Annotated in this window: 18 protein-coding genes; 11 read left to right on the top strand and 7 right to left on the bottom strand. The window is 41.7% G+C overall.

Annotated elements, in window-relative coordinates:
* The first annotated feature begins 40 nt into the window (after nucleotides 1-40).
* Both MNR06_RS08035 and MNR06_RS08030 read left to right on the top strand, forming a co-directional pair.
* Complete coding sequence (locus MNR06_RS08035) at nucleotides 41-1390, top strand: BspA family leucine-rich repeat surface protein (protein ID WP_243540720.1); 1350 nt, start codon at nucleotides 41-43, stop codon at nucleotides 1388-1390.
* A gap of 110 nt (nucleotides 1391-1500) precedes the next feature.
* The gene (locus MNR06_RS08030; RefSeq protein WP_243540719.1) at nucleotides 1501-2559 is read left to right on the top strand and encodes a hypothetical protein; all 1059 of its coding nucleotides are present in this window, start codon (nucleotides 1501-1503) and stop codon (nucleotides 2557-2559) included.
* A gap of 2 nt (nucleotides 2560-2561) precedes the next feature.
* On the opposite strand, the gene MNR06_RS08025 is transcribed toward MNR06_RS08030, so the two are convergent.
* Nucleotides 2562-3365 (bottom strand): type IV pilus modification PilV family protein, encoded by an 804-nt coding sequence (locus MNR06_RS08025; protein ID WP_243540718.1) that lies wholly within the window; start codon nucleotides 3363-3365, stop codon nucleotides 2562-2564.
* A 638-nt stretch (nucleotides 3366-4003) separates the two neighbouring features.
* Here MNR06_RS08025 and MNR06_RS08020 point away from each other — a divergent pair.
* The 5 genes from MNR06_RS08020 to MNR06_RS08000 are packed head-to-tail and all read left to right on the top strand — an operon-like array spanning nucleotide 4004 to nucleotide 11670.
* Nucleotides 4004-5503 carry a hypothetical protein gene (locus MNR06_RS08020; RefSeq protein ID WP_243540717.1) on the top strand — a complete coding sequence of 500 codons (1500 nt, stop codon included), beginning with the start codon at nucleotides 4004-4006 and terminating at the stop codon, nucleotides 5501-5503.
* A complete protein-coding gene (locus tag MNR06_RS08015) occupies nucleotides 5493-6089 on the top strand; it encodes a DUF4194 domain-containing protein (protein ID WP_243540716.1) in 597 nt (198 codons plus the stop codon). Before MNR06_RS08020 ends, MNR06_RS08015 begins: the two co-directional genes overlap by 11 nt.
* A complete protein-coding gene (locus MNR06_RS08010) occupies nucleotides 6086-9559 on the top strand; it encodes an SbcC/MukB-like Walker B domain-containing protein (protein ID WP_243540715.1) in 3474 nt (1157 codons plus the stop codon). Before MNR06_RS08015 ends, MNR06_RS08010 begins: the two co-directional genes overlap by 4 nt.
* A gap of 3 nt (nucleotides 9560-9562) precedes the next feature.
* Nucleotides 9563-10660 (top strand): Wadjet anti-phage system protein JetD domain-containing protein, encoded by a 1098-nt coding sequence (locus tag MNR06_RS08005; protein ID WP_243540714.1) that lies wholly within the window; start codon nucleotides 9563-9565, stop codon nucleotides 10658-10660.
* Nucleotides 10661-10695: 35 nt separating this feature from the next.
* On the top strand, nucleotides 10696-11670 hold the full coding sequence (locus MNR06_RS08000) for an ATP-binding protein (RefSeq protein WP_243540713.1): 975 nt from the start codon (nucleotides 10696-10698) through the stop codon (nucleotides 11668-11670).
* A gap of 72 nt (nucleotides 11671-11742) precedes the next feature.
* Here MNR06_RS08000 and MNR06_RS07995 read toward each other — a convergent pair whose 3' ends face one another.
* Both MNR06_RS07995 and MNR06_RS07990 read right to left on the bottom strand, forming a co-directional pair.
* Nucleotides 11743-12291 (bottom strand): hypothetical protein, encoded by a 549-nt coding sequence (locus tag MNR06_RS07995; protein WP_243540712.1) that lies wholly within the window; start codon nucleotides 12289-12291, stop codon nucleotides 11743-11745.
* A gap of 26 nt (nucleotides 12292-12317) precedes the next feature.
* Complete coding sequence (locus MNR06_RS07990) at nucleotides 12318-12995, bottom strand: metallophosphoesterase family protein (RefSeq protein WP_243540711.1); 678 nt, start codon at nucleotides 12993-12995, stop codon at nucleotides 12318-12320.
* A 364-nt stretch (nucleotides 12996-13359) separates the two neighbouring features.
* Between MNR06_RS07990 and MNR06_RS07985 the strand changes: the two genes are divergently transcribed.
* From MNR06_RS07985 to MNR06_RS07970, 4 genes are all read left to right on the top strand, one after another.
* Nucleotides 13360-15270 (top strand): helix-turn-helix domain-containing protein, encoded by a 1911-nt coding sequence (locus MNR06_RS07985; RefSeq protein ID WP_243540710.1) that lies wholly within the window; start codon nucleotides 13360-13362, stop codon nucleotides 15268-15270.
* Nucleotides 15249-15668: a hypothetical protein gene (locus tag MNR06_RS07980; RefSeq protein ID WP_243540709.1), complete on the top strand. Its 420-nt coding sequence runs from the start codon at nucleotides 15249-15251 to the stop codon at nucleotides 15666-15668. The genes MNR06_RS07985 and MNR06_RS07980 overlap by 22 nt, the downstream gene beginning before the upstream one ends.
* Nucleotides 15661-16971 carry a site-specific integrase gene (locus MNR06_RS07975; RefSeq protein ID WP_243540708.1) on the top strand — a complete coding sequence of 437 codons (1311 nt, stop codon included), beginning with the start codon at nucleotides 15661-15663 and terminating at the stop codon, nucleotides 16969-16971. The genes MNR06_RS07980 and MNR06_RS07975 overlap by 8 nt, the downstream gene beginning before the upstream one ends.
* Before the next feature lie 151 nt (nucleotides 16972-17122).
* Nucleotides 17123-18970: a hypothetical protein gene (locus MNR06_RS07970; RefSeq protein WP_243540707.1), complete on the top strand. Its 1848-nt coding sequence runs from the start codon at nucleotides 17123-17125 to the stop codon at nucleotides 18968-18970.
* Nucleotides 18971-19002: 32 nt separating this feature from the next.
* On the opposite strand, the gene MNR06_RS16740 is transcribed toward MNR06_RS07970, so the two are convergent.
* From MNR06_RS16740 to MNR06_RS07955, 4 genes are all read right to left on the bottom strand, one after another.
* Entirely contained in the window at nucleotides 19003-19347 is a 345-nt protein-coding gene (locus MNR06_RS16740) for a DUF6527 family protein (protein WP_407933213.1), read from the bottom strand.
* 70 nt (nucleotides 19348-19417) lie between these two features.
* On the bottom strand, nucleotides 19418-20614 hold the full coding sequence (locus tag MNR06_RS07965; RefSeq protein ID WP_243540706.1) for a ThiF family adenylyltransferase: 1197 nt from the start codon (nucleotides 20612-20614) through the stop codon (nucleotides 19418-19420).
* The gene (locus MNR06_RS07960) at nucleotides 20589-21047 is read right to left on the bottom strand and encodes a multiubiquitin domain-containing protein (protein ID WP_243540705.1); all 459 of its coding nucleotides are present in this window, start codon (nucleotides 21045-21047) and stop codon (nucleotides 20589-20591) included. Before MNR06_RS07960 ends, MNR06_RS07965 begins: the two co-directional genes overlap by 26 nt.
* 91 nt (nucleotides 21048-21138) lie before the next feature.
* On the bottom strand, nucleotides 21139-22053 hold the full coding sequence (locus MNR06_RS07955; RefSeq protein ID WP_243540704.1) for an ImmA/IrrE family metallo-endopeptidase: 915 nt from the start codon (nucleotides 22051-22053) through the stop codon (nucleotides 21139-21141).

Here is a 22053-nt window from a genome sequence, read left to right as displayed (position 1 = left end):
ATAAGCCGACCTAAATATCATGTTAACTCTTGGACGTGTCTTGTTTCGATACATTATAGCCTTGGCTAGTGCACTGGTATTAACAGGCTGCTTTATTGATGCGAGGATCTTTGCAGGTGAAGATCTTGCATCGTCCATTGAACCCACTCCTGCGACGCCAGCAACACCTTCCTTAATTATTACCGGTCCAGCCCCAACTTTTGGTACATCGGCAACAAGCTTCGTATATACAGTGACTTATTCTGATGTAACGACGGTGAATTTAACTAATGCCAATATCTCTTTAGGTGGGACTGACACTGTGGGATGTAGTGCTGTTGTAACAAATGGTACGACAACAGCTGCAACGGTAACGGTGAGTGGATGTACTGGCGATGGAACTGTGAATATCTCGGTTGCCGCAAATACAGCAGAAGATGCTTTAGGAAATCAGGCACCGGCTGCGGGGCCGTCATCGAATGGTTCGATTATGAATTCTTTTATCGCAGTGTTTGATACGCGTCTTACAGAAGGCGGATCCTCTGCTAACACAGACGTCACATTTCCCTTGGTTAATTGGATTGATTACGATATCGACGTCTTTTGGGGAGACGGAAATAGCCAGAATGTGAACAGTCTTGGAGCTGCCGGAAGAGTCATCTCCCACACCTATGCGACACCCGGAATATACGAAGTAAAAATCAAAGGTAGCAATTTTCCATGGCTGCAGTTCTGTTTTGGCAACGATAAATTAAAAATCGTCGACGTAAAACAGTGGGGTAAGAACGCTTTCTGGAAGCTTGAGTTCATGTTCGCTTACTGTAAGAACATCCAAATCTCTGCACCAGATGCTCCTAATATAAGTGCACTTCAGCCGTCGGGCCTGCGTGGAATGTTCCAAGCAGCAGAAAATTTTAATAGTGATATTGAACACTGGAATGTTTCTACGATAACTAACTTCGGGGATATGTTTGCTGGCGCTGAGCTCTTCAATCAACCGCTAAACGGTTGGGATGTATCAAGCGCTACGACTTTCAGAGCTATGTTTAACGGGGCTTCGGCCTTCAATCAAGACATCAGTTCTTGGAACACATCTAACGTTGTTGATATGAGTCTTATGTTCCTAGAGGCAACAGCGTTTAATTCTCCGCTGGCAAAATCAGGAAGTTCTTGGAACACGTCAAATGTAACTGCGATGAATGGAATGTTCCAAGATGCCGATGCATTTAATCAGGATATTAGCAGTTGGACATTTGGAGCTGGCTTACTGGATATGGATCAAATGTTCTTAAACGCTGATTCGTTCAATCAAAACCTTAGCCCGTGGATTTTACCTGGTGGGGTTAGCAACAACCTCTTTGATTCGGGGGCAGCAAACTGGGTTCTTCCGAAACCTACGTTTCCTCCATAATCCCTGCCTTTTCGAAAATCCTTACAAAAAGGCAATTTTTGTAAGGTGACTACCTTATTAAGCACAGTGTGATATAAACCGCCGCTCATTTACCTGAAAGGCGTGAAAAAATGAAGATGCTTGTGCTTCTTGCTTTAATAGTTTCTCCTGCTGCTCTTGCTCAAAAAGCAGGTCCTCCAATTCCCCCTAAAGCTCCAGTGTCCTGCCAGGTGACCCATCCGACGGAATTGGTATGGCAGGCTCCTGATAAATCCACATGGACTGGTGCGTGTGCCGGAACCAAACCCCACGGTTATGGTTGGTATAAATTCGACCTTAGCAAAGATGGCTATCAAACTTCGCGTGTGGAAATATTATTAGAACTTAAAAATGGCGAGGTCGCTAATACATACTATTACGCAAAAATGTTCACTGATGAACAACTCAGTTTTCAAGGTTTTGCACAACTGGGCGGATATCAAATCGAGGAAGCAACTTGTCTTAATTCAACTGAATGCTCGCGAATAGCAGACACCTTAAAAAATGGAATTAAACCGCCAATGCCACCGGCTCCTCCAGCAAAGGAAGATCCGAAAGAAAAAGAGCCGACAGTTCCTGATTTTGCTCCTCCATATCGTTCCCGTGCCGAGGCCCACGAAAAGTTCTTTACAGCAATTGATACTGTAAGAACTCATTTTTTCAAAAAAGCGTATGAAGCTGGAGAAGACACTGAAGCCTTTTGGAATGCCATCAGCCGTTTTCAAGAAAACTTCGCTCTTTATGCCCAATTTATCTGTCAAAGAAACAAGCAAGAGCTAGAGAACTGTGAAATTTATCAATACGAAGCCGCCGGAAGATCATTGCATGCTTTGTTGAATGGAAAAAAGGGCAGGGAAATGGTTTTCTCTCACACGCACTATCAGACACTGGCTGTGAACTGTGATGATAGCTCTGAGCATGCATATATGGAATGTTGGTATCGAAAATTGGATCAGTTCGCTAACAAGATAGCTCAGCGCCATCCCAACGGAACTCGATTTGCGAAAGAAGCCTTTGGTCACTATGCAGATGCTTTAAGTATCCTTTACACGAATTACTCTGGTGGATCTTATCGCTTTGAGCGTGCTGCATTTTACGAACAATTTTTGTTTTTCTTGCATGAGCAAGCTAACACGAATTGGACTAACTAGTCTTATCTAAGACAAAGGCAGACGGCTCTTTGCGTAGAGCCACCGCATTCTGTTGCGACACCTCCTGGGTAACCTTGTCCCGGGATCGGTGTTGTGCAGATCTGGTCCTGGCCACCAACCTCGCACCCGATACTGCAGTACCGATGGCAGGCAGAATCCCAAAACATTTTTCCGGTGTTCATATTTCCGCAGCCGAGGTCAATCTGGCTGTGGAACTGTCGTAAATAGGGTGTACCTAAAAGAAATGATCTAGAGCCCGAGCTTGTACAACCCACGATACGTCGAGCGTTAGGTGGATCCGAAGGATTAACAATAAAGACAACTTGTGTAGTAGCGTTCTTAATAGAGCGCACTAGGGTACTTTCATCGAAAGAGACGTGGAAAGTACCAATGAATTCATTTGGAGTACCTGTGCTGAAGATGTCTCTTAAGATGATACTTGCGACTCTAAGTGAGCTTTGACTTACTGAAACGCTTCCGCCTGTTTGCGCGATGACGAATGAGTTCGTATTAAGACCTGCATAAAGATTTTGAAGGGTAATTGTTGTCGAGCTTGCATTAGTTGAGGTAACTCCAGTGGTCCGAATCGTTCTACCTTGAAGCTGCCAGCTGCACACGTTGGAATTCGAAAGAGCTAATATCATGCTATTGCGAAGTTCTGCAGCGTCGGCTTTCTGAGTAAGGCCTTTCATTTCTTTCATCATAGTCGTGGTGAGAGAGGCGAAGGCTAGAGCGATGATCATAATGATCGCTACTCCGATGAGGATTTCGGTAATGGAGAAACCGGAACGGGTTTTAATTCTCAAGATGCTGCTCCTACGAGTTGCTTACTTGAATATCGTAACGTGATTTGTCTTTAAAGGCGTCTGTCGAATAAAAATTTGGACCGGGAGATTGTTGATAACCAACGTTTTTTGGTAGCGCGAGGATGGGGCTCGCGCCGTCGTGGCGCTCGGTCCTGTTCGGACTGCCTCCGGCACCCTCACGTTTGCATCCCGCTAAGGTGAGCGAACCCACGACCCGGGTATGACCGAAGGATCGAATCCTATCTCCCCGAAACGAAAAAAGCCTTTTGAAACTAATCACTCTTGTGATCACTATCAAAAGGCTTTATGAAGAACAAATTGGTCGGGGAGAAGGGTTTCTAACCTCTGATGACAAGTGGCGCCTTTATTTGTACACATCCTAAATAGAGCTTTTTCTGAATGGCCTTTATAGAAAAGTTACATGGGCATACGCGGAGGTTCGTGAGTTTCGATTGTCCGCCATTTGGTAAGGAAACTAAGTCTTTAGTCCGTACGACTTTTCCCTCGTGAGTTTTAAGCCACAGATAGAATTAATGTAATCAAGGTCTTGTTTTACCCAAGCATCCTCTAAATCTCTTCGAGAAAATTTAGCCATAATAAATAATGGATTATTCATAGGGCATATCTCAGGAGGATGGGTGCAGCGGCAGGCTTTGAATTTAGATCGAATTTCTGTGTTTTGTGCACAAAGCCCAGATCTCAGTATTTTTAATGCGCCTAGTGCTAATGAGTACATATTTCTTCTATTCGAAATAGAGCGCACGATGGAACAAGATGCGCAAACGAAACTAACCGCGCATCAAACGATGGCTATTATCCGAGAGTTCTACGCAAAGAAGGACTTAATTGGCATCGATGATAAGACTTCTAATGTATTAAAATCGTATATCGAAAACTATCAAGTGCTGCGCGACTTCTACGAAGGACGCGAACGATTCGTAGCTTTCACGAGTCTGGGAAGAGAGCTTTTGAATATTGTTAGAAACAGGATTTCAGAAAGCCCGCGCTTGTCGGGGCTTTCGATTGAACAGTTCTTCAATGATATAACTGCACTTGCCCAATACAATCCAGCAGAGAGTCGAGATCAAAAGATTCAGAAGGCAAAGAGTCTTCTCGAAGAACAAGCGGCAAGAATCGCTCGTGCTGAAGCTGGGGATGAAGACGCTTTAGCTGAACTTGGTACACAAATGTCGCCAGAGGAATATCTGGTCGATGCTGAACGCCAACAGCAATACACTCTCTTGGCTGGTGAGGATGTTAAAAAAGCAATTAAAGACACTCGAAATGAAATTGTGCAATCGACAGTTTCCGTCGGTAGAAATATTAAGATTTATTCTGCGTTTAATGAAACATTAAAAAGTAAACCCGCGTACAAAAGTTATACCAGGGCAAAAGACCTTGTATCTCACATTGATGCTCTATCCTCGAGAAACCCATACAGAGTAGTGTCAAAGGCTTTAAGGCAAATACAAGCTCTGGGGATTATCTCAGATGAACGACTAATGAAGTCTTCGTTGTGGCAGTTCAATCATCAGTTTGACATGTTAAAAAAAGAAATTGCTGAGGAAGAAAATGCGAATTTGCGTTTACTTGCTGCCCAGGTTCGTGTGACCACAAGCTTTGACGGAAAGAAGCTGACAGAGGATTTGAGGGAATTAATACAGCTGATCTCAAAGTCTCCCGAACTTTCAGAAGAATATTTGCGATCAAATCCTGTTTCGTACGAATTGGTTGAGCCAGTTGCCGCAACGGATTTCAAAATTAACTCATTCCAAATTAATGAAAAAGTAAAGTCCTCAGCGCCGGTAGAAGATGCAGTTACTGATGAAGATAGGCTGATGGCAGCACGGCAACTGGCGGAATCTGAAGAAAGAACTTTTAAGGCTGTCATGAAGAGCTTGAAGCAGCATATTGCTGAGCGTGGGAGTATTAGAATTTCTGACCTAAAATTTAGCGCGGGCCTCATGGAATTCATATTCATCTACTTCGCGCCTGACCTTGGCGATGAGTTTCTAGAAGAAGTGATAGGCGAAGATTCGATTGAGTTTGTTGTAACTGATAAAAGGGGACCATTTAAGGTAACAAACTTAAAAGACAAGCTTCTTTTTTTAAATGAAAGAGTGAGTGATGGCGTTTGAAGACATAAAGAAATCTCGTAGGTTTGTTGAAGCCGCAAGACGTTTGGTAAAAGGACGATATGTTCTCCGTTCTGATAATCAAGCAGCGTTTGAAGCTATAGAGGATCTACAGATTCAATTAAACGAGTACTTTTCGCTCCAAGGGGCGGAACTGGTTATAGAGGCTTCCACGGGTGTTGCTCGGTTAGTTGAAGTTCAAGACTTTGACTATCAGGTATCCTTTAGCGCTAAGAAGACGCTCAATCCGTTAGAGAGTGTGATATGCCTGTTTTTAAGACAGCGTCGTCACGAGCACATAACTGGCAAAGACGTTGTCACCGAGTCAGTAGTAGTCACCGATGATGATATTTGGAATTTCTGTTTGCCATTTAATCGACAGAAAATTGTGAAACGTTTTCGCACCGATGAATTTGACGTAGCAATTTCTTCATTGAGAGAGAAGCAAGTAGTCTCTCAAAACAGTGACGGTACTTACACGATAACTCCAGTATGTGACATCATTATTCCACATGATCTTGTGTCGAACTATTTAGAAGAGGCAAAGAAGTATTTTGCTTCACGTACAGCTAAGGACCTCCCTGAATGAGTCAAGCGAAGCAAACTGGTTATGAAATATCAAAAATTGAATTGTGGAATTTCGGAACGTATAATTCCTATCAAAAAATTCCACTGTCTAATATTCAGCCTGGTTCACTGGCTGACCTTCGATCGCATGTGATGTTTACGGGCAAAAATGGATCGGGGAAATCTACCTTGATGGATTTGATCTGGATTGCACTTTTGCCGGATGAACGATTATTGCGATTAGGCGTTGTGGAGACAGCTTCGCCCGAAGGAAAAAAAAGCGTTAAAGGCGTCAGATCTACGACTGATTATATTCTCGGGAAGTATTTGAGTGGAGATCAGAGCGAGAGCGTTGCTAGGAAGACAGCGAGCCCTTATCTTAGGCATGAAGGAACTTCTGCAATTTTGCTGACGCTGACACATAGAGAAACCGGTAAGAGTGTCTCTATCGGACGATTCTGGTGGTATAGCAACCACATTTTGAAAAATGAAAATGCATTTTTTATCTGTCGTGAGAACTTTTCTATCAACGGTGGAAAATACAATCTAATGAATCCAAAGGGGACGCCTTATGAGAGTGCTCGCCTCTTTCTTCGCGGTATGAAGTCGGAATATGACAGTCTCGTAGAAGTTACCTCCAAAGGAAATGAGTATACGCGGCAACTAGGGGAGTTTTTTGGTGGAATAGAGAGCGATGATATCGTTCTTCTTATGAAAGCGGCAAATGCCAAAGCCATCGACAACGTTAACTATTTTGTTCGTGATTTTATTCTTTCACCTTTGAAAGATCAGGCCATTGAGTCACTCATGGATCGCATTAAGGAAACAAGCTTTCTTGCGAAAAAGATTCAAGATACGACTGCAATGTATGAACTATCTAAGCAGATAGTTGAAGATTTTGATAAGATTGAAGAAGGCTTTGAAAAGCAGCACGCTGGAAAAGTAAAATCGAAGCTTTTGGAGATCTACTCACTACATCTCGAAAATGAGTCGAGAATCAATCAGAAGCAAGTAAAAGAAATTGAAATCCAACAATGCCAACTGGTCTTGGATCAAGTTAGACCGAAAATTAAAGCACTAAATGACGAGGAAATGTCACTAGCGGCCCGGGTTAATTCCTCGGACACTGCGATGAAGATGCGAGAGGTCGATTCACAGATTTCTCTTAAGGAGCAGCAACTAGATCGACAGAATAATGCTTTGAGAGATGCAAAGATCGTGGCCAAAAAAGTTGAAATTGAAATCCCAACGGGTAAGGATGCGCGCGAAAAGCTGATTGCTGCCGCCAATAGTCGGTTGGCTACCATTTCAAATGTGCTAAGGGATAAAGAAGAATCTAAGGTAAAAACCGTCATTGAAATAAGCCGAGACCAGGATCTGTTGAATACCGCCAGCGATGAGCTGAATTATCTCGAACGCAACAGCACTAGTTTTCCTAAGGATCTTTACGAAATTAAGCTTGGAATGATGCGGGATCTTGGCATTCAAGAAAAGGATATAATGTTTGTTGGCGAACTTTTTATGATTCCTTCTGAAAATAGGAATTATGAAAAGGCCATTAAAGCGGTATTCTCGAGTATTGCATCTAGGCTCGTGGTTCATCCTCAATATGAGGTTGAAGCTGACGCCTGGCTGAATCGTTATAAAAACAAGCGACGAATCGGAATTCAGAGTCTGAAGGACTTTTCGTTGTCGAAACATGTAGTGGCGGCGCCAGCACAAGATTCGGTTCTTGATAAAATCAAATTTAGAGATCCATCGGAAAGCTCATTCTACTATGCAGTTCGAGAATGGCTGCAATCCGATTTTGATGTGCGGATAGTTGAAATTTCTGAGTTTTCAAAAAGAACCAACATGGTCGTTACCAAAGAGGGCTATGTTAAGATTAATGCAAAGTATCGTGTTAAACATGGTGAGAGGATTGATGCACCAATAGGTTGGGATCCTGAGCAGAAACGAAGTGAGTTGCTAGCTGAAGTGAAAAGACTTCGTCTTGAGATTGCGAAATCTCAGAAGAGTTTGGAAACGATTACTGCGGTAATTGAAACGGAAACCCATAATCGAATGCTCTTAATGAAATTGTTAGAATCAGGGTTGGAATTTTTGGATATACCAGAGACGGAGCTTTCGTTAAAAGCCCTCAATGAACAAAAAGAGGATCTTTCCAAGGGCGACGATGACTATAATAAGGCCAAAAAACTTTGGTCAGCTTGTAGAGTGCGTAGAGATGAGGCGCTTAGTTTAGAGTCCGCGCAATCGACGCTGATAAAAACATACAATAAAGAGATTGAAGCGTTGGATGGGGCGGTGGCAGAGTCCACAAGAATCCTTCTCAAAGTGTTGGATGAAAAAGTCTCCAGGGGGCAGTCTTTAAACGATTTATTTAGTAAAGATGATATCGATGCAGAACTGACAAGCATTAAGAATGAAGTCGTTAAATCTGGAATCACGTTCCAGCAGTTTGCGCGTGAGTTCAATTCTGAGGTCCAAAACTCAAATAGCAATGGTGTTGCGCCGAATCTATATAAAAATCTAAACAGGTACAAAACATCGTATCCCAATCCCAGTTTGGAATTTGACGTAAATTTAAATAGTGAAACTTTGTTCAAAAAGAAAGCTTCTGGATGGAAAGAGCATTTAACGTATCTTGGCGATACGGAGCTTCCTACATGTCATGATGAGTGGAATAGAGTTTATTCAACTAAGCTTTGGGAATCGATTCGTGATTTCATAGATACTCACAAAAAAAGTATCGAGAAAATCAAGGAAGACATAGAGACACTGAATTCTGGTATCCGTGACATGAAGTTCGAGAAGGCATACTTGGAACTTGGATATGACGATGCTAAGGATGATCAAAGAATTAAAGAGTTTAATCGCCTCTTAGACGTGCTTGAGGGAATCTTTAGTGCACGGTTTAGATCATTAGATCCAAAAAGTCAGGCTGACGAGATTGATCGTGTTTTGGAACCATTTAGTAAATTTATGGCAGATGGCACTAAGAGAGATTTTGCGACAGATCCCAGAAATCATTTTGTATTTTACATTAAATCAACGTTTAGATCTGCTTCCGGGGCTGATGAGGCTACAGAAATATTTAGAGGTTCATCCAAAGATGCCAAATCTGGTGGTCAAACGGTACAGCTTTGTTATGTGTTACTGGCAATGGCCTTAGCCCAGAAGTTTCATTTCAATGATCCTATACGGGGACTAAATACCTTCAGATTCATTATACTGGACGAGTTTGCAGACAAATTGGATAACGAAAAACCAGAAGGAATTGTGAAGTTGTTTGGCGACATGGGTTTTCAGGCGGTATTGCTTACTCCTTATAGCAAAGTTGATCTTCTTCGCCCAATGATGAACAAGATAGTGTCCGTAATTAAAAATACAGATACTCAGCATTCAAAAGCGGCTGAAATTGATATCGACAATTTGTCAGCAGAGGAGCGCGCCGCTCTGATTGACCCGTCTGAAGAGGAGTACGCTTAAGCTATGATTTTTCGCGTTGATAAAGTTATTGATTCAATCGAGAAGAGCTTTCTTATTGATGGGATCGACGAGTTCACTTGTGATCTGAGGTTAACCGAAGAGATTCGGAAAAATTTTACTCAATTCGAGCAACAAATTAGGGGATACCAAGAGATTGAAATAGTGGAATGGCGTGACGCGCGTTTATCCGGGATGAAAACGGGTTTTCCATCCGTGATCAAATTTGGACCTCCTTTAATTTATAGAGTTAGGCCCGAATTGAAGAAAATTAGACGTAGTTTTGAATCAGCGATTTCAGTGGGCAAAGTATTAGATGTGAAAACCTACGTCCGTGACAATTATTCTCTTTGCAAAAAAAATCACGAAGACTTGCAAGCATCAGTTTTAATTGCAGAGTACATAGTCGAAAATAGAGAAATTATTAAAGGCTTACTTCCCAGGCAGATTGCACATGGGCAGTCGACTAAACTATTAGCGGACAATCCTTTAGTAAAAGGTCTCCTTTCAGTTACCTTTGCCGGAGTTCTTAATGATGGCCAGGGCGATGTATTCGATTATTTGGGATTGAAGAAAAAACCTATTTCATTCCAATTTTTTGCAAATAAGGTATCGATCAGAGGAGTTTCCGTATCTAACTTTTATGGCGTCATTAATGAAATAAATGCTGGTGATTTCTTATTCGATGTTAAAAGGACCATCATCGTTGAAAATGAAGAATCGTTTCATCCACTTGCCGAAATAATTCATGATTCGCTAGTGATATTCGGTGGAGGATGGAGAGTTGCTGGCCTCAAGCATTTTTCGCGTCTTTTACCTGGAACGGTATTTTATTGGGGTGATATAGATTCGGAAGGTATAGAAATCTTGAATGGTATTTCGTCCCAAATGGAGAATGTGACTCCAGTTGCAATGGACCAGAATGCGATTACCTACTTCGGTAGTCTCATCCAAACGGTAAAAAGCCATAAGCCATCGGTTGAAAATATTCACATACTACAAGAAGAGTATGTTCGGGTTTGCAAAGAAGGAATTCGAATTGAACAGGAGCAAATTGAAATATCGTATGTAGTGCAAGAGATAGAGCGCTCGAAACCGTTTTAAGTCGAAAATTCAAAGAAATAGTCGGAGAAGGCAAAATGAGAGATCCTGCAAAAGAAATTTTTGATTCGTTAAACTTAGAAACCGACGTTGCAAATTTAATTAGTGGGCAAGTGGAAAATTTGTATATCGACTTTAAAACCAAACAAGATCATAGCACTAAAGATGTAGATTCAGATCTTCAGAAGATTTTGTCCAAAAGCTTGGCTGGTTTTGCGAACGCTGACGGTGGGGTAATAATTCTCGGTGTAGATGCTCCTCAAAATGCATCCCCCTCTTTAAAGCCGATTCAGCCGATCGTTTTATTCGAACAGGAAGTGAATAGTTACATATCTCGTGCAACTTCATTTCCCGTTCAAGGAGTACTGATAAAAAGTATTCCTGTTTCTGGGGGAAGTTTAGGAGTTGTAATAATATACGTTCCTAAGAGTGATCAGGCACCGCATTGTTCAATGAAAGATAAAAAGTATTATCAAAGAATCGGTGATTCATTTTTGCCAATGGAACATTATCAAATAGCCGATATGTTTGGAAAACGGCATCACCCTTCACTCGCTCCTGTCGTACAGATGTCTGGCAATGTGAATAGTAGAGGGAAAATCGAGCTAATTTTGGGAGTTATGAATAATGGGAGGGCCGTGGGCAGATTCCTTCTATTGAATGTTGATTCATATGCCGGATTTTCGTTTAATTCCTACGGCATTACCGGAAATGGCCATTTTGGTCTTTCTCCATTTCCAAGCGCGACTAGTCTATCTAAATATAGAGGAGGATCTGATATTGTTGTTCATCCTAATACTGACTTACCTGTTACAAAAATGGAGTACCATTGTCAGGTCGATGCAGCTGGAAACGTTTTGCACCCAACTAGCGATTTAATTATTGAGGGTCAGATAGCAGCTGATGACTTTCCAATTAGAAAGTGGAGAGTTCAAATTCCACTCGTAGATATCCAGGGTAAAGTAAGCAATCCCAGAGGACCGGCAATAGTCATTCAGGGTGAGATATTATAGGCATTCAAATTGGTCACATCAAAGCGGCGCAAAGAAATTGTTTAGCGCCGCAATGATCTCAAGCTTTTTTCATTATTTTTTTTTCAGTAGTTGCCTCAGTTTTTTGTGAACAGATAGTCCTCCTGTTTTGCTATCTTCAAAGATCTGTTCGATCTTTAATTCATTTAGAAGCGCAGGATCACCAATATAAAAATTATTTGTGTGCATTGCTAAAAGCCCAAGTTGGCGGACTGAGATAGTTTTATATCTGTTAAACAAACTTTTAATATTTTTGAGATCCTCTCGATATTTTGTTTGAGGCATTTCGGCTTCGACCTGATTTAATAGAGCTGACAAGAGTGCGAATGGACGCCCTTCAAATGGGATGAAATCTGTCTTTGATGATTCAGATTTTATTGATTTGACTGATGGTAGAAATTGAATTCTGACTTTGTTTTCAGTTTCTGCACATAAGGTTTTTAGGAAGTTGTGGATGATACTTTCAATGCTACTGACATTCCAAGCTAAGTGGAGCTCTAAAAGTTGGGATTCATACTCGTTTAAGCCCCAAGGCCCAAAATTACGGCAGTGAATACGTAGTCTTTGTAATTCATTTCGAATATAAATTTGTATGTCGTCCATTACCTTCCAACTTTCACGGTAAATTGTTAGTAGAAACTGCTTCTTTTGACGGAGACTACTTCTCTAGAAAGCAAGTCATATTCAATTTCAAATGGATACTTAGGACTCGAGCCTAAACTTCCCAGCGATGCGGCATTGACGAAAACTGAAGAGAGCGTGTCGTAGACACCGCCAAATTGGTGGATGTGACCGAAAATATGTAATTTTGGTTGCGCCTCTTTGATCTTTTCCAAAAGGCCTGGTGATCCCATTCCTCCATCAAGGATATTAAATGGAGGGGAATGCGTTACGAGAAGATCGAGTTGGTTAGGTATTTGCTGCCAGCAGTTTTTACTGAGTTCGCGATCCGTGTCTGCAAATGAATTCCAGGTATCGCTGTATAAAATTGAGCATGGACTGCCAAAAGCTTTAAAACCTTCTAGGTCGACAAATTCATTTAGAAGTAAGTGAACATTTGAGTTAGACAAAAAATTCTTTATTTCAGCGATGTGGCCGGCCAAATAGCTATCGTGATTTCCTCCTGTAAGGATCATTCCTTTTGAGTATCGGGAAGAGATATTGAGACACCATTTGAAGAACTTGTCGGATGATTCGGTATCATTACAGTCTGAATCACCGCAGTGAACGATTAAGTCGCCACCACTTAGAATTTTATCGAAAGCATGATGGTTACCGTGTGTGTCGCTTATCGCGTGTATTTTCATCTTTAATATTCCTAATAGTATTTTTTGGTGCTGGGTCGATTATATCTAACCTTAAACTGCTAAAACAGTAGATAATTCAATAAGTTACGTGCGCGCACAGCACGCACACTTAAGGTTTTAGAACTCCTGCCAAATTATTAAAACCGCTATTTATCCGAGTGATCCATTTTGAGAACACGGGTGCTAAATGTTCAGAGAAATCAGGAAAAATTTAACCAATACCAAGCTTAGTTATGACTTTTTTTTGGTAATACCAAAAAAAATTCTAAGTAATTGAAATCATTGATCCGCATCGAAAATTCAATCGATCTGCGACTGTCCCTCTAAGAAAGATTTAAAGACCATTTTTGGTATGGAGTAATAAATGATTTTTGAAAAACAACAAACAGTTTCAAGAAGTTATCGCACTGTCTCTTCTGAGTCAGAAGTTCCCACTAGGAATTTGCGTTTAGCTCCATACCAAAACAGCAGAATCAATCATTCAGCATTTCTCTCGTACCCCACCTTTAGAAAGTTGAGGTTAGAAGAAATGAAATATGTCGAATTGATAAATTCATACGAGTCAGTTGTAGCGAAAGAAATTGAAGTCAAAAAAACCGAAAATCCAGAGTTCAAAGGAACGAACTTGTTTGCAAATAGGAAAGCCTCCTTCGTGGTATTCTTTCGAGATTTTCTAAAGATTGGAGAAAATTCAGAAATCGGCACGGCATTGACGGGAGTTGTATGGGACAAAAATATAAAGAAGTTTCGCACATGGCTTAAGAACAATGGAAAAGATGCCTCCGTCGCCTCACACGTTTCAGCTGTAGCGCTGTATTATCAAAAGGTGTTTTCACTTGAGGACGCTTTAAAAGCTCCTACATTTGCTGAACGCCTAAAGCGAATCCGGACACTAAAAGGATTTACGACGTCGAAGCTAGCCGTGGCCGTTGGTCGAAAACCCAACAGTACATTTTCTCATTGGGAGATCTGTCATCAGCGTCCTTCTTCAGAGTCCATACCACTTATAGAAAAGATTGAAGAGGCATTGGATATTCCTGCTGGGACATTGACCGAATTGGTTGCACAAAGGATCACACATTCGAAAACGGTCAGAGGAGAACAACTTTGGTTGTTGAATCGAGATATGAAATATCGGATGTGCCTAGAAGATGCACCGAACTTGTTCAAACAGTTTGCGGCTTATGCCACCTATAAAAAAGCAAAAGATACAGATTTAGAGAGAACGACGCGATGGACTCCCGATCTTCAAGGACGATACCCAACAGAAAAAGCGGCAGTTATTCAACTTGAGGTCTATGCTGGTTTCCTTTGTCTTCCGAAAAACGGGACCGATTTAGATTTGGCAGTTTGGAATAAATCCAAGCAAAACTTTGAACCTTTTGGTGTGACAAATCAGATGCTTCAAGATGCGAGTAGGGGAATGGGCTACACCCTTCAGACTTTGGACTTCTGTGAGTTGGCGAAAATCGAAAATATTCGCGCTTATGAAGAGTTCGTTCTGAAACGTACGAACATAAGAAGATTGTTAGATGGGGAGGCCACGTCAGAGTTTGTTACGAGGACGGTAGAGAAGCCAGTTCAGATTTTGGATAATATGTTTAATACTACCCATGGTTTTGTAACTCAGTCGCAGGCTTTGTTTGACCGAGAAAATTTATCATCAGCGGAGTGGATCGAGAAGTGTCGCACAATTTTTAAACAAATACGAAAGTTTAAGAACGGCCTAAAAGATCGTATCGAGGAAGAAAATACCGGTTTGTTCATTCGAGAATTCAATACCCCAAAAATGCCGATGTTGGAATACATTGGATTCCTCGAAAACTTGAGAAAGCATATTGACCTGGCAGTTAAAAGTAAAGCATTGGAGCTAAGATATGCTTTATATGTTTTTCTAGGAAGTTTCCCTCTAAGAAAGAAATCCTTTTCCGATTTTAGAATTGAATGGTTGAAGTTCGATCATGTCAAAAAAACTGTGAGAGTTGAATTTCCAAAGCAGCTTTTAAAAAATGGCAGATATGAAAATAAACGATTTAGTCACGATAAAAAACCATCATGCGAATTGTATTTGTTAGATTTGGTATCGGCTGGAAAGATTAAAACATATGACGTACTTCGAAGATATGTAGACGAAATTCGGCCTGCATATACTAGCTCCATCCCTGAACGTGCTCACCTACTGTTTCCTAGATTTGAAGACTATGCGATCTGGAAAGAAACCCGCCTATTTTCTCCTTCCAAAACTGGATGGGGATGGCATGCATCCGTACGATAGTTGCAAGTCACGTAGACTGGAATTTTGATGATGGTACGCGCATGGCGGCTGATCTACTTTTGAATTCAATTAGAATGGTAGAAAAGCACTATGCGAATAAAGACACCGACGAGTCTCATCAGCTAAATAAGAAAAAAATTTCTGCACAATTGGCGGAAGATAAAAGAAACAAGGGTTCTGTTGGGACCGGAAAAAACGAGCATATCGAAATCGAACTTAGGGCCTCTAAGTCGTCCCATGAAACGATATTAAGCGTAATCGAAAAAATTGGGGGAATTGATATCTTAAAAGGGCTGCCAAAGGATGCGCTTAAATTACTATTGAATGGTTATTCTAAGGATCTCCAAAAAGATATTTTAAATTTTGTAAATATGCTTAGAGGTGAAGCGAATGGCTAAGCAGAGATCGCTCGAAGGATTCAGAATATCAGCTGATGGTCGATTCACTGGATTTATCTATCATGACCGAAAAACGCAAGAGACGACTAGATTTGGATTTAAGCAAGGTTGGCCTGAAAACATTCGAACACTAGAGAGTGCAAAAAAAGAGCGCGGTAGAATTTTAGGTAAGATTGACGCTCGTATGACGGAGGCAGCTGATCGAATTGCTTGGCAGAAGAAGTATTCTGATTTTGATAAGCTAAGTGATGAATACGTCATTTGGATAAAAGAAACTCTGAAAAGAGCAACAGTAGAGTCATATCTGTCGAATGTGAAAAACTACGTTTTCTATTATTTTATTAATCGCGAAGGTCTGAACAATATAGAAACCTGGCCAAAAAACTATAAAGAATTCAGAAATTTTTTGAAGCAAGCGCCTGCACTTAAAATTAGCAAGAAGCTAAGTACGAACTCCCGGAATAATTGCATAAAAGCGCTGAATTCATTTATGAAGTTTATGGAGGAAGAGCACTACATGGGTCCGTTCCCCCGTTGCAAGGAGTTTAAAACAGGTAAGGCAGATCGTCGGGGATTAGAAGACCTATATACAGATGGAGAAATACAAAAATTGATTTCAAATAGCCATGACGCTGTTACAGCTGGCGAGAATGGCGATTTATACAGTTTGTTTTTCAAACTTCTATCCCAGAGTGGCATGAGGGTTAATGAGCAGCTGGGTCTTCACGTGGGCTCCTTTACTTTCGGATCAGTTCCAGAAGCTAAGCGAGCTTTATTTAAAAGAATTGCCGAGGCAGGGTATTCAATTTATGGCTATATTCTTCTGACTGATCAGCCAGAGTTGGAATCGCTATATGATTCCAAGCGAAAAGTTCCGAGAGGTCCACTGAAGGCTCGCGACGAGATTGCACCTGAATACAATCGCTATATTCCGCTAATTGACGAAGAAACTGCGACACAGCTTGCGACCTTAGTTTCCCGCAGACTTAAAGAACAAAAATGTGCCAAGCAAGATAATCTGATTTTCGGATTTACATATGCGCAAATGTACAAAGTGTTATGTGAATTGAGATCGAAAGGTAAAATAAAAGCCGGCGCGGATGTCCATTCTCTTCGCCACACATTTTCCACCGAGCTAACAAAAAGATGCCAAGGAGATAAGACGGTTTCGGCAGAAGTATTAGGTCAAAGTGAACGCATCGCCGAGAGATATGTTCACCTAAATGAAGAGATCGAAAGAGAGCGCAGGCAAGATTGCAATATATCGTCGCCAGAGCGCAGGGTAAAAAAGGTAACATTTTAGGCGATGCATAAGCATCAAGCATCTTTGATTCTGAGTGCGGTCTTTGGTCGATATTTATTTGGTAAACTTGCTCATCCATTACACCAATGGGACGATTAACAATAAATAGTTTACATGAGAGGTTTGTCTGAGTAAGTGGAATGGTGCCAAGTTGCCTGAGCCGCATTTAGTTACACCCTATGGGTCTGTTCTGGTGCTTCAAAACTCTAAAGATATTTCCGATTCAAAACACATTGAGATCGTGAAAGCAGTGGTAGAGATCTTTAAAGAAAAATTGGGCGAGTCAATCGGCGAGATAGAAAACTTTCCTGAGCAATTTTTTTATGAAATCCGAATTCAAGGCTTTTCATACATTGTAAACGAAGAATGTTCTTGGAGCAGTGTCAATAAAAACAGATTACATGAATTAGTTCTTATCTCAGTTAGTGCTAATTTTGTGGCTATTTACACTTCTAATACTGCTCACCGAGCATTTATTCTAAATTCATTAGTTCAGAATAAGACGCTGCAAGTATTAAGAAAAATTCCGTCAGCAGAACTTATTAAAGCCTTTTTAACAACTTCGCAATTAAAGGCGATTTGGATGAGTGGAACACATAAAGTGGTCGATGTTAAGGCGGACTCTAAAGTATTAAGTGGAAGAAATTTAGAGTGTGCATTAGATCCTTTGGCAGATTCAACATATTTGGCTTCCGCTGCAAGGGTGAAGGATATGGGCGTGGCACTCAGGAGTTCTGTTGTATGGACTCGTTCACATGAGAATCTGGACGAATTTGCTAATGGTTTAGATAAAATATTTGAGAGCCTTCGTGCAAATGCAAAATCGCATGGGCAATTGCCAGTTTTAGCTAGTGAGCTTTCAGACTTTAATGGCGTTAGTGGGGTATTTGACTTTGAAGTAGGGCCACCGGAAGCTTTTTCTGGAAGAAGAATTGAAAAAGCAGAAAACTTAATTTCTCTATTTAACTTTGAGACAGCGCCTTGTTCACATCAGAATAGTTGCTGTTTCCATCTGAAAATTCAGCATCGAGGCTCGACAAGAGCGGCAATACAAATTCATCTAGAACCAAAGTTTCAAAAGCATTCTACCGATGTCTTTTTTCAAATGACGGCGGCCCCCCCCGTGGCAAATAGTCTTTATATTCCCATTTTGGATGCCCTGGCAGACTTTCCTGAGCTCTTTAGAGTCTTTTATGAATCTGGACATACGATTTCTGCCGGAGCATTGGCGATATCGAATACAAAAGACCAGAATTTTTCCTCCTGGCGTTGGGCGAATTTCACAAGAAATAATGGGCGGTTATCCATCGCTGTTGACATTAAGAAAGAGAAACCTGATGCGAACAATTTAAGTTTGATTTGGAGTAATCCCAATGAGGATAGTTTGTTTACATGGTTGGTAAGTACTGTTAGTACAGCTCAAGGCGCCAACACACTAGGATTGAAGCCACTGTCGAATTCTTCAGATGTGTGGCTGTTCTGCGATGATGATGCCGGGGAAATTGCTGATTTCGTGCACCTCTATTACCCAGCCAATCCGAGTGCAACGAATCAAGTCAAAGTCACGCTCATCCACATAAAGGGAGCTAAGTCGTCTTCAATAAGAAGACAAATGGTTGCAGGGCCGTTTGAAGTCGTTTGTGGTCAAGCCATCAAAAATGCTCGTTACATCGATAGATCGATCCTAGTAGAAAGAATTCAAGATAGAATATTCGATCCGGATCGCCCACTTTGGAATGACCCTTTACAAACAAATAGTCCTCCTCAGGGCGATCGATTCGACTTTTACTCTTTGCTTATGTGTCTACCGGCTGACACCAAATACGAAGTTTTAATTGTGCAGCCTCACGTCACACAAAGGGCGACTCAGCTTCCAGCTAATATGCCCGGCGCCACCCCGCAATCACTCGGGGCGGTTCAATTACGTAGTCTGTTGTTTTCAACCCAAGCTTCTGCACGCGCCGTTACTGCGGATTTCTGGGTGGTTGGATGCGCATAATGGAAGTAGCCTGACCAATATCAGGCTACTTTCTACCTAAGGCATTGAAGGATTCGATACAACCAATTCTCTTTGGCTTTTGATTTGGATGGTGTGCTGGAGGTTAAGCTTTCTTTTTCGTAGAAGTCCTGCTTTCTCTTAGAGTCAATCGCCCTAGAAAAATTCACTCTTTCTTTTGACCAATGATTTGACCATCTAGTTCTACTGCGAGTTATCCAGTAGTGGGACTGGCAAGGAAAGCTCCAATTCCCAATTGAGGGGTCGAGTGACACGGTGGTTCCATCGAAAGTTAAGCGCCAGTCTGTTGGGGTGAGCGGTGTGACAACCTCGCTTCCGCAGCCACAGCAGCACAAGTGAGAAGCCGTGGCGTATATCATCGAGATGTATAGAATATTCGGCTCCAAATGATCAGGCACGAATTCAACGAATTCGTGCCTGAGGGTAGTGTTAGATTTCATTGTCACTGTCCTCATTATTCAAATGATTTCCGTCAATGGTGTAGGTGCTGAAGTATTCGTTCTCAAAATCAAGGTAGAACCCCATCATTTTTTTCCACTTGATGACGGCCAAAATGCCATTCAATGCATTGAGATCAGCAATTTGAATATTTCGATTGTATTCATTTTCTTCGTGAGCGGCACCGAATGAAATTCTCCCTTTTTCGTGCACATGATTTCTCATGGCCGGGGAGCTCGCTGTGACTCTTAGAATACCGCCCACCTTATCCTCGGCTAAATATACTCCCATACCGACATCAATGAAGGGGATATTCCATGCCTCTAAAGCCTCGATAATAGTTCGCTTGGCGGGGCCATTGTCGATAGCGATAAAGACAAAAGTCATCTCTTTAAGGTGATCTAAGTTAGTACTATTGACCTCGTAAGGATGAACTACGATTCCATTTCGCATCATCGAGTAGATCTCGCCAAAATACTCGGCCTTATTTTGCTTTTTCAACAGTGTGTCGATCGAAGGTGCGCCCGGCGATCTGAAGGCGTTGTGCTGAAGAAATAAGTCACCATCGAATAAATGGATTTCATCGACTGGTGTTTTTGCAATTTGATCCAAGATGTAGGAGCCCGTACCACCAAGACCAATGATGCCAATTTTTCCTGTTCTTAGTTTGTCCGTGACCGCGCCAATTGCAGCTCTGCTTGACGCGGTATCGACGTACTTGAAGATGGAAGTTGTTTCCGCTGGAATGACAGAGAAAGTTTTGGCGGTAGCCGACGGATCAACAGTTTGAGCAGGCCCTTCGAGGATTGCTACGTACGTAGTAATCTTGTCGTAATAATCTAGGTAGCGACCTCCGTTCTCTTTTGGACGAGCGGAAAATGAATGGTCAATTTCGACTCCGTTGCCGAGAGTTCTTCGGGCCGATTGATTCAAGATCTTACCGTTGGGAGAGCCATCTTCATGACATGGAACCTCACCTTGGAAGTGGGTTTGATGGTCATCCGGAATCGTTGTTTTGTCGCCTGCTAGAGTCAAAGTTGAGACTAGAACTCCAAGTCTGACCTCCTTTCTGGAGGTCAGGTAAGGAACGTTCTTAACGAGTAGGTGGTTGGCGCGAATTTCAATTTCATAGCCCTCGTCTTGAAGGCGCTTTAAGTCCGAACTACGATTTATCAGTTGCTGTGACATTGAACACCATTCCTTTCTTGATTCTTACGCTGTGACCAGCCGTGAGTGTGCCCTCGGGATTCTTTTTGGGACCATTACGATATGTAATTGTAAAGAGTGTATTGGGGCCGTATGGTGGATTTTCGAATGCTAGTTTCACGAGTTCATCGAAAGATAAGTCGTACTGGACTGTCTCTTTCCTTTTACCGTTCACAATGATCGGAACTTCTTTTTGAGTGTAAAAGTGGTCGTCCTCGTGAAGGACTACTTCATGGTCATCGCGCGAGATAAGAAAGTCTTCAGAATCGCCAGTCACAGATTTGAACAGTTCTCTGTTGTCTGGAATGTCGGCAAGCTTGTAGAGCGCCTTTCCAGTTGTTGGATTCTTGGACTCGAATTCTTCCCTGTCGATGTGGATACGAGTTTTCTGTTTCGTTACTTCAATGTCTTTCATGACACCTCCAAGTTAGATCCTCTTAGTGAAGATCGTTTATTTATAACCCTATGCCGAGCTATTGGAGGATTTGGGACATTGATGAATAAAATTAAAAAATAATTCCGACTTTACGAACGTAAACTCCTAAGGTCAGGCATTCGTAAGAATTTGAAAAGCTTTCGAAGCGGAAGTCATGAGCATCGCCGTTCACATCGAGAAGGCGTATCATCGCCGTTCCCAATGGGCCGCCTTTGTTGCGAGAACAATACTTTTTGATCGATGCAAAGAGATTAAAGACATTGATATTACCAAACTGTTCTTTGAATCCAGGTGATTCAACCAGATGCTTGATTGGTGCTAGCGCATCGAAGTCATTTTTAGGATGGTGAGGGTGTTGGGAAATTACCCCCACCAGAAACTTGTCTTCATGACATTCTTCAACAAAACGCCAAAGCGTGGAAGTTTTTGTATTTCCAAAAACTTCTGAAAGTTGAAGAACCGTTTTCATGTTGGCTTGATTGTCATTCCCTTCAATAACAAAACGATCTTGAAGAAATAGAAGTTGCCCCGCTGCAAAATTTGCTTCTGCCTCCAGCTGTTCGTGGCACCCTTGGCCCAGTGTTTCCTGGTTGTCGCCAAATAGGAATAGTTTATGCCATGGGGCTAGCCCATGGCCAATCTCATGACCTTCAAACCATCGATGTTTTAGTTTGGGTGTGCTTTCATCGATTAAAATACGCTTATGATCAGGAATCCAAAGTGCTGAGAGCTTTGCTTTTTTCACGACGTCCAATAATAACGAAGGACGCTTAATGATCTGCTTTCCAGCAATTTTCATTCGACTAATAGTCTCCTGAAGAAAGCTGTCATTTGTACTGCTATAATATCGTACGTCGAGCTTAAGTAGCTCTCGCACGTCACGCAAGTCAAGGGGTGGTTTTGGATTTCCAAGACCCTTTATAACTTTCTCAACAATCTTCTTTAAGTCCTCTGCCTCATGTTTACCGACTGTAGGATTTTTCAT

Origin of the sequence: Bdellovibrio reynosensis (genome assembly GCF_022814725.1) — a bacterium.
Classification (GTDB): Bacteria; Bdellovibrionota; Bdellovibrionia; order Bdellovibrionales; family Bdellovibrionaceae; genus Bdellovibrio; species Bdellovibrio reynosensis.
This window is presented reverse-complemented; position numbering and strand designations above follow the sequence as displayed.

What these genes read in the sequence shown, in the direction of transcription:
- MNR06_RS08030 (WP_243540719.1), top strand. Translation starts at nt 1,501, where the DNA reads ATGAAGATGCTTGTGCTTCTTGCTTTAATAGTTTCTCCTGCTGCTCTT.
- MNR06_RS16740 (WP_407933213.1), bottom strand. Translation starts at nt 19,347, where the DNA reads ATGATATACGCCACGGCTTCTCACTTGTGCTGCTGTGGCTGCGGAAGC.
- MNR06_RS08010 (WP_243540715.1), top strand. Translation starts at nt 6,086, where the DNA reads ATGAGTCAAGCGAAGCAAACTGGTTATGAAATATCAAAAATTGAATTG.
- MNR06_RS07975 (WP_243540708.1), top strand. Translation starts at nt 15,661, where the DNA reads ATGGCTAAGCAGAGATCGCTCGAAGGATTCAGAATATCAGCTGATGGT.
- MNR06_RS07965 (WP_243540706.1), bottom strand. Translation starts at nt 20,614, where the DNA reads ATGTCACAGCAACTGATAAATCGTAGTTCGGACTTAAAGCGCCTTCAA.
- MNR06_RS07985 (WP_243540710.1), top strand. Translation starts at nt 13,360, where the DNA reads ATGATTTTTGAAAAACAACAAACAGTTTCAAGAAGTTATCGCACTGTC.
- MNR06_RS07955 (WP_243540704.1), bottom strand. Translation starts at nt 22,053, where the DNA reads ATGAAAAATCCTACAGTCGGTAAACATGAGGCAGAGGACTTAAAGAAG.
- MNR06_RS07990 (WP_243540711.1), bottom strand. Translation starts at nt 12,995, where the DNA reads ATGAAAATACACGCGATAAGCGACACACACGGTAACCATCATGCTTTC.
- MNR06_RS08000 (WP_243540713.1), top strand. Translation starts at nt 10,696, where the DNA reads ATGAGAGATCCTGCAAAAGAAATTTTTGATTCGTTAAACTTAGAAACC.
- MNR06_RS07995 (WP_243540712.1), bottom strand. Translation starts at nt 12,291, where the DNA reads ATGGACGACATACAAATTTATATTCGAAATGAATTACAAAGACTACGT.
- MNR06_RS07960 (WP_243540705.1), bottom strand. Translation starts at nt 21,047, where the DNA reads ATGAAAGACATTGAAGTAACGAAACAGAAAACTCGTATCCACATCGAC.
- MNR06_RS07980 (WP_243540709.1), top strand. Translation starts at nt 15,249, where the DNA reads ATGGCATGCATCCGTACGATAGTTGCAAGTCACGTAGACTGGAATTTT.
- MNR06_RS08015 (WP_243540716.1), top strand. Translation starts at nt 5,493, where the DNA reads ATGGCGTTTGAAGACATAAAGAAATCTCGTAGGTTTGTTGAAGCCGCA.
- MNR06_RS08005 (WP_243540714.1), top strand. Translation starts at nt 9,563, where the DNA reads ATGATTTTTCGCGTTGATAAAGTTATTGATTCAATCGAGAAGAGCTTT.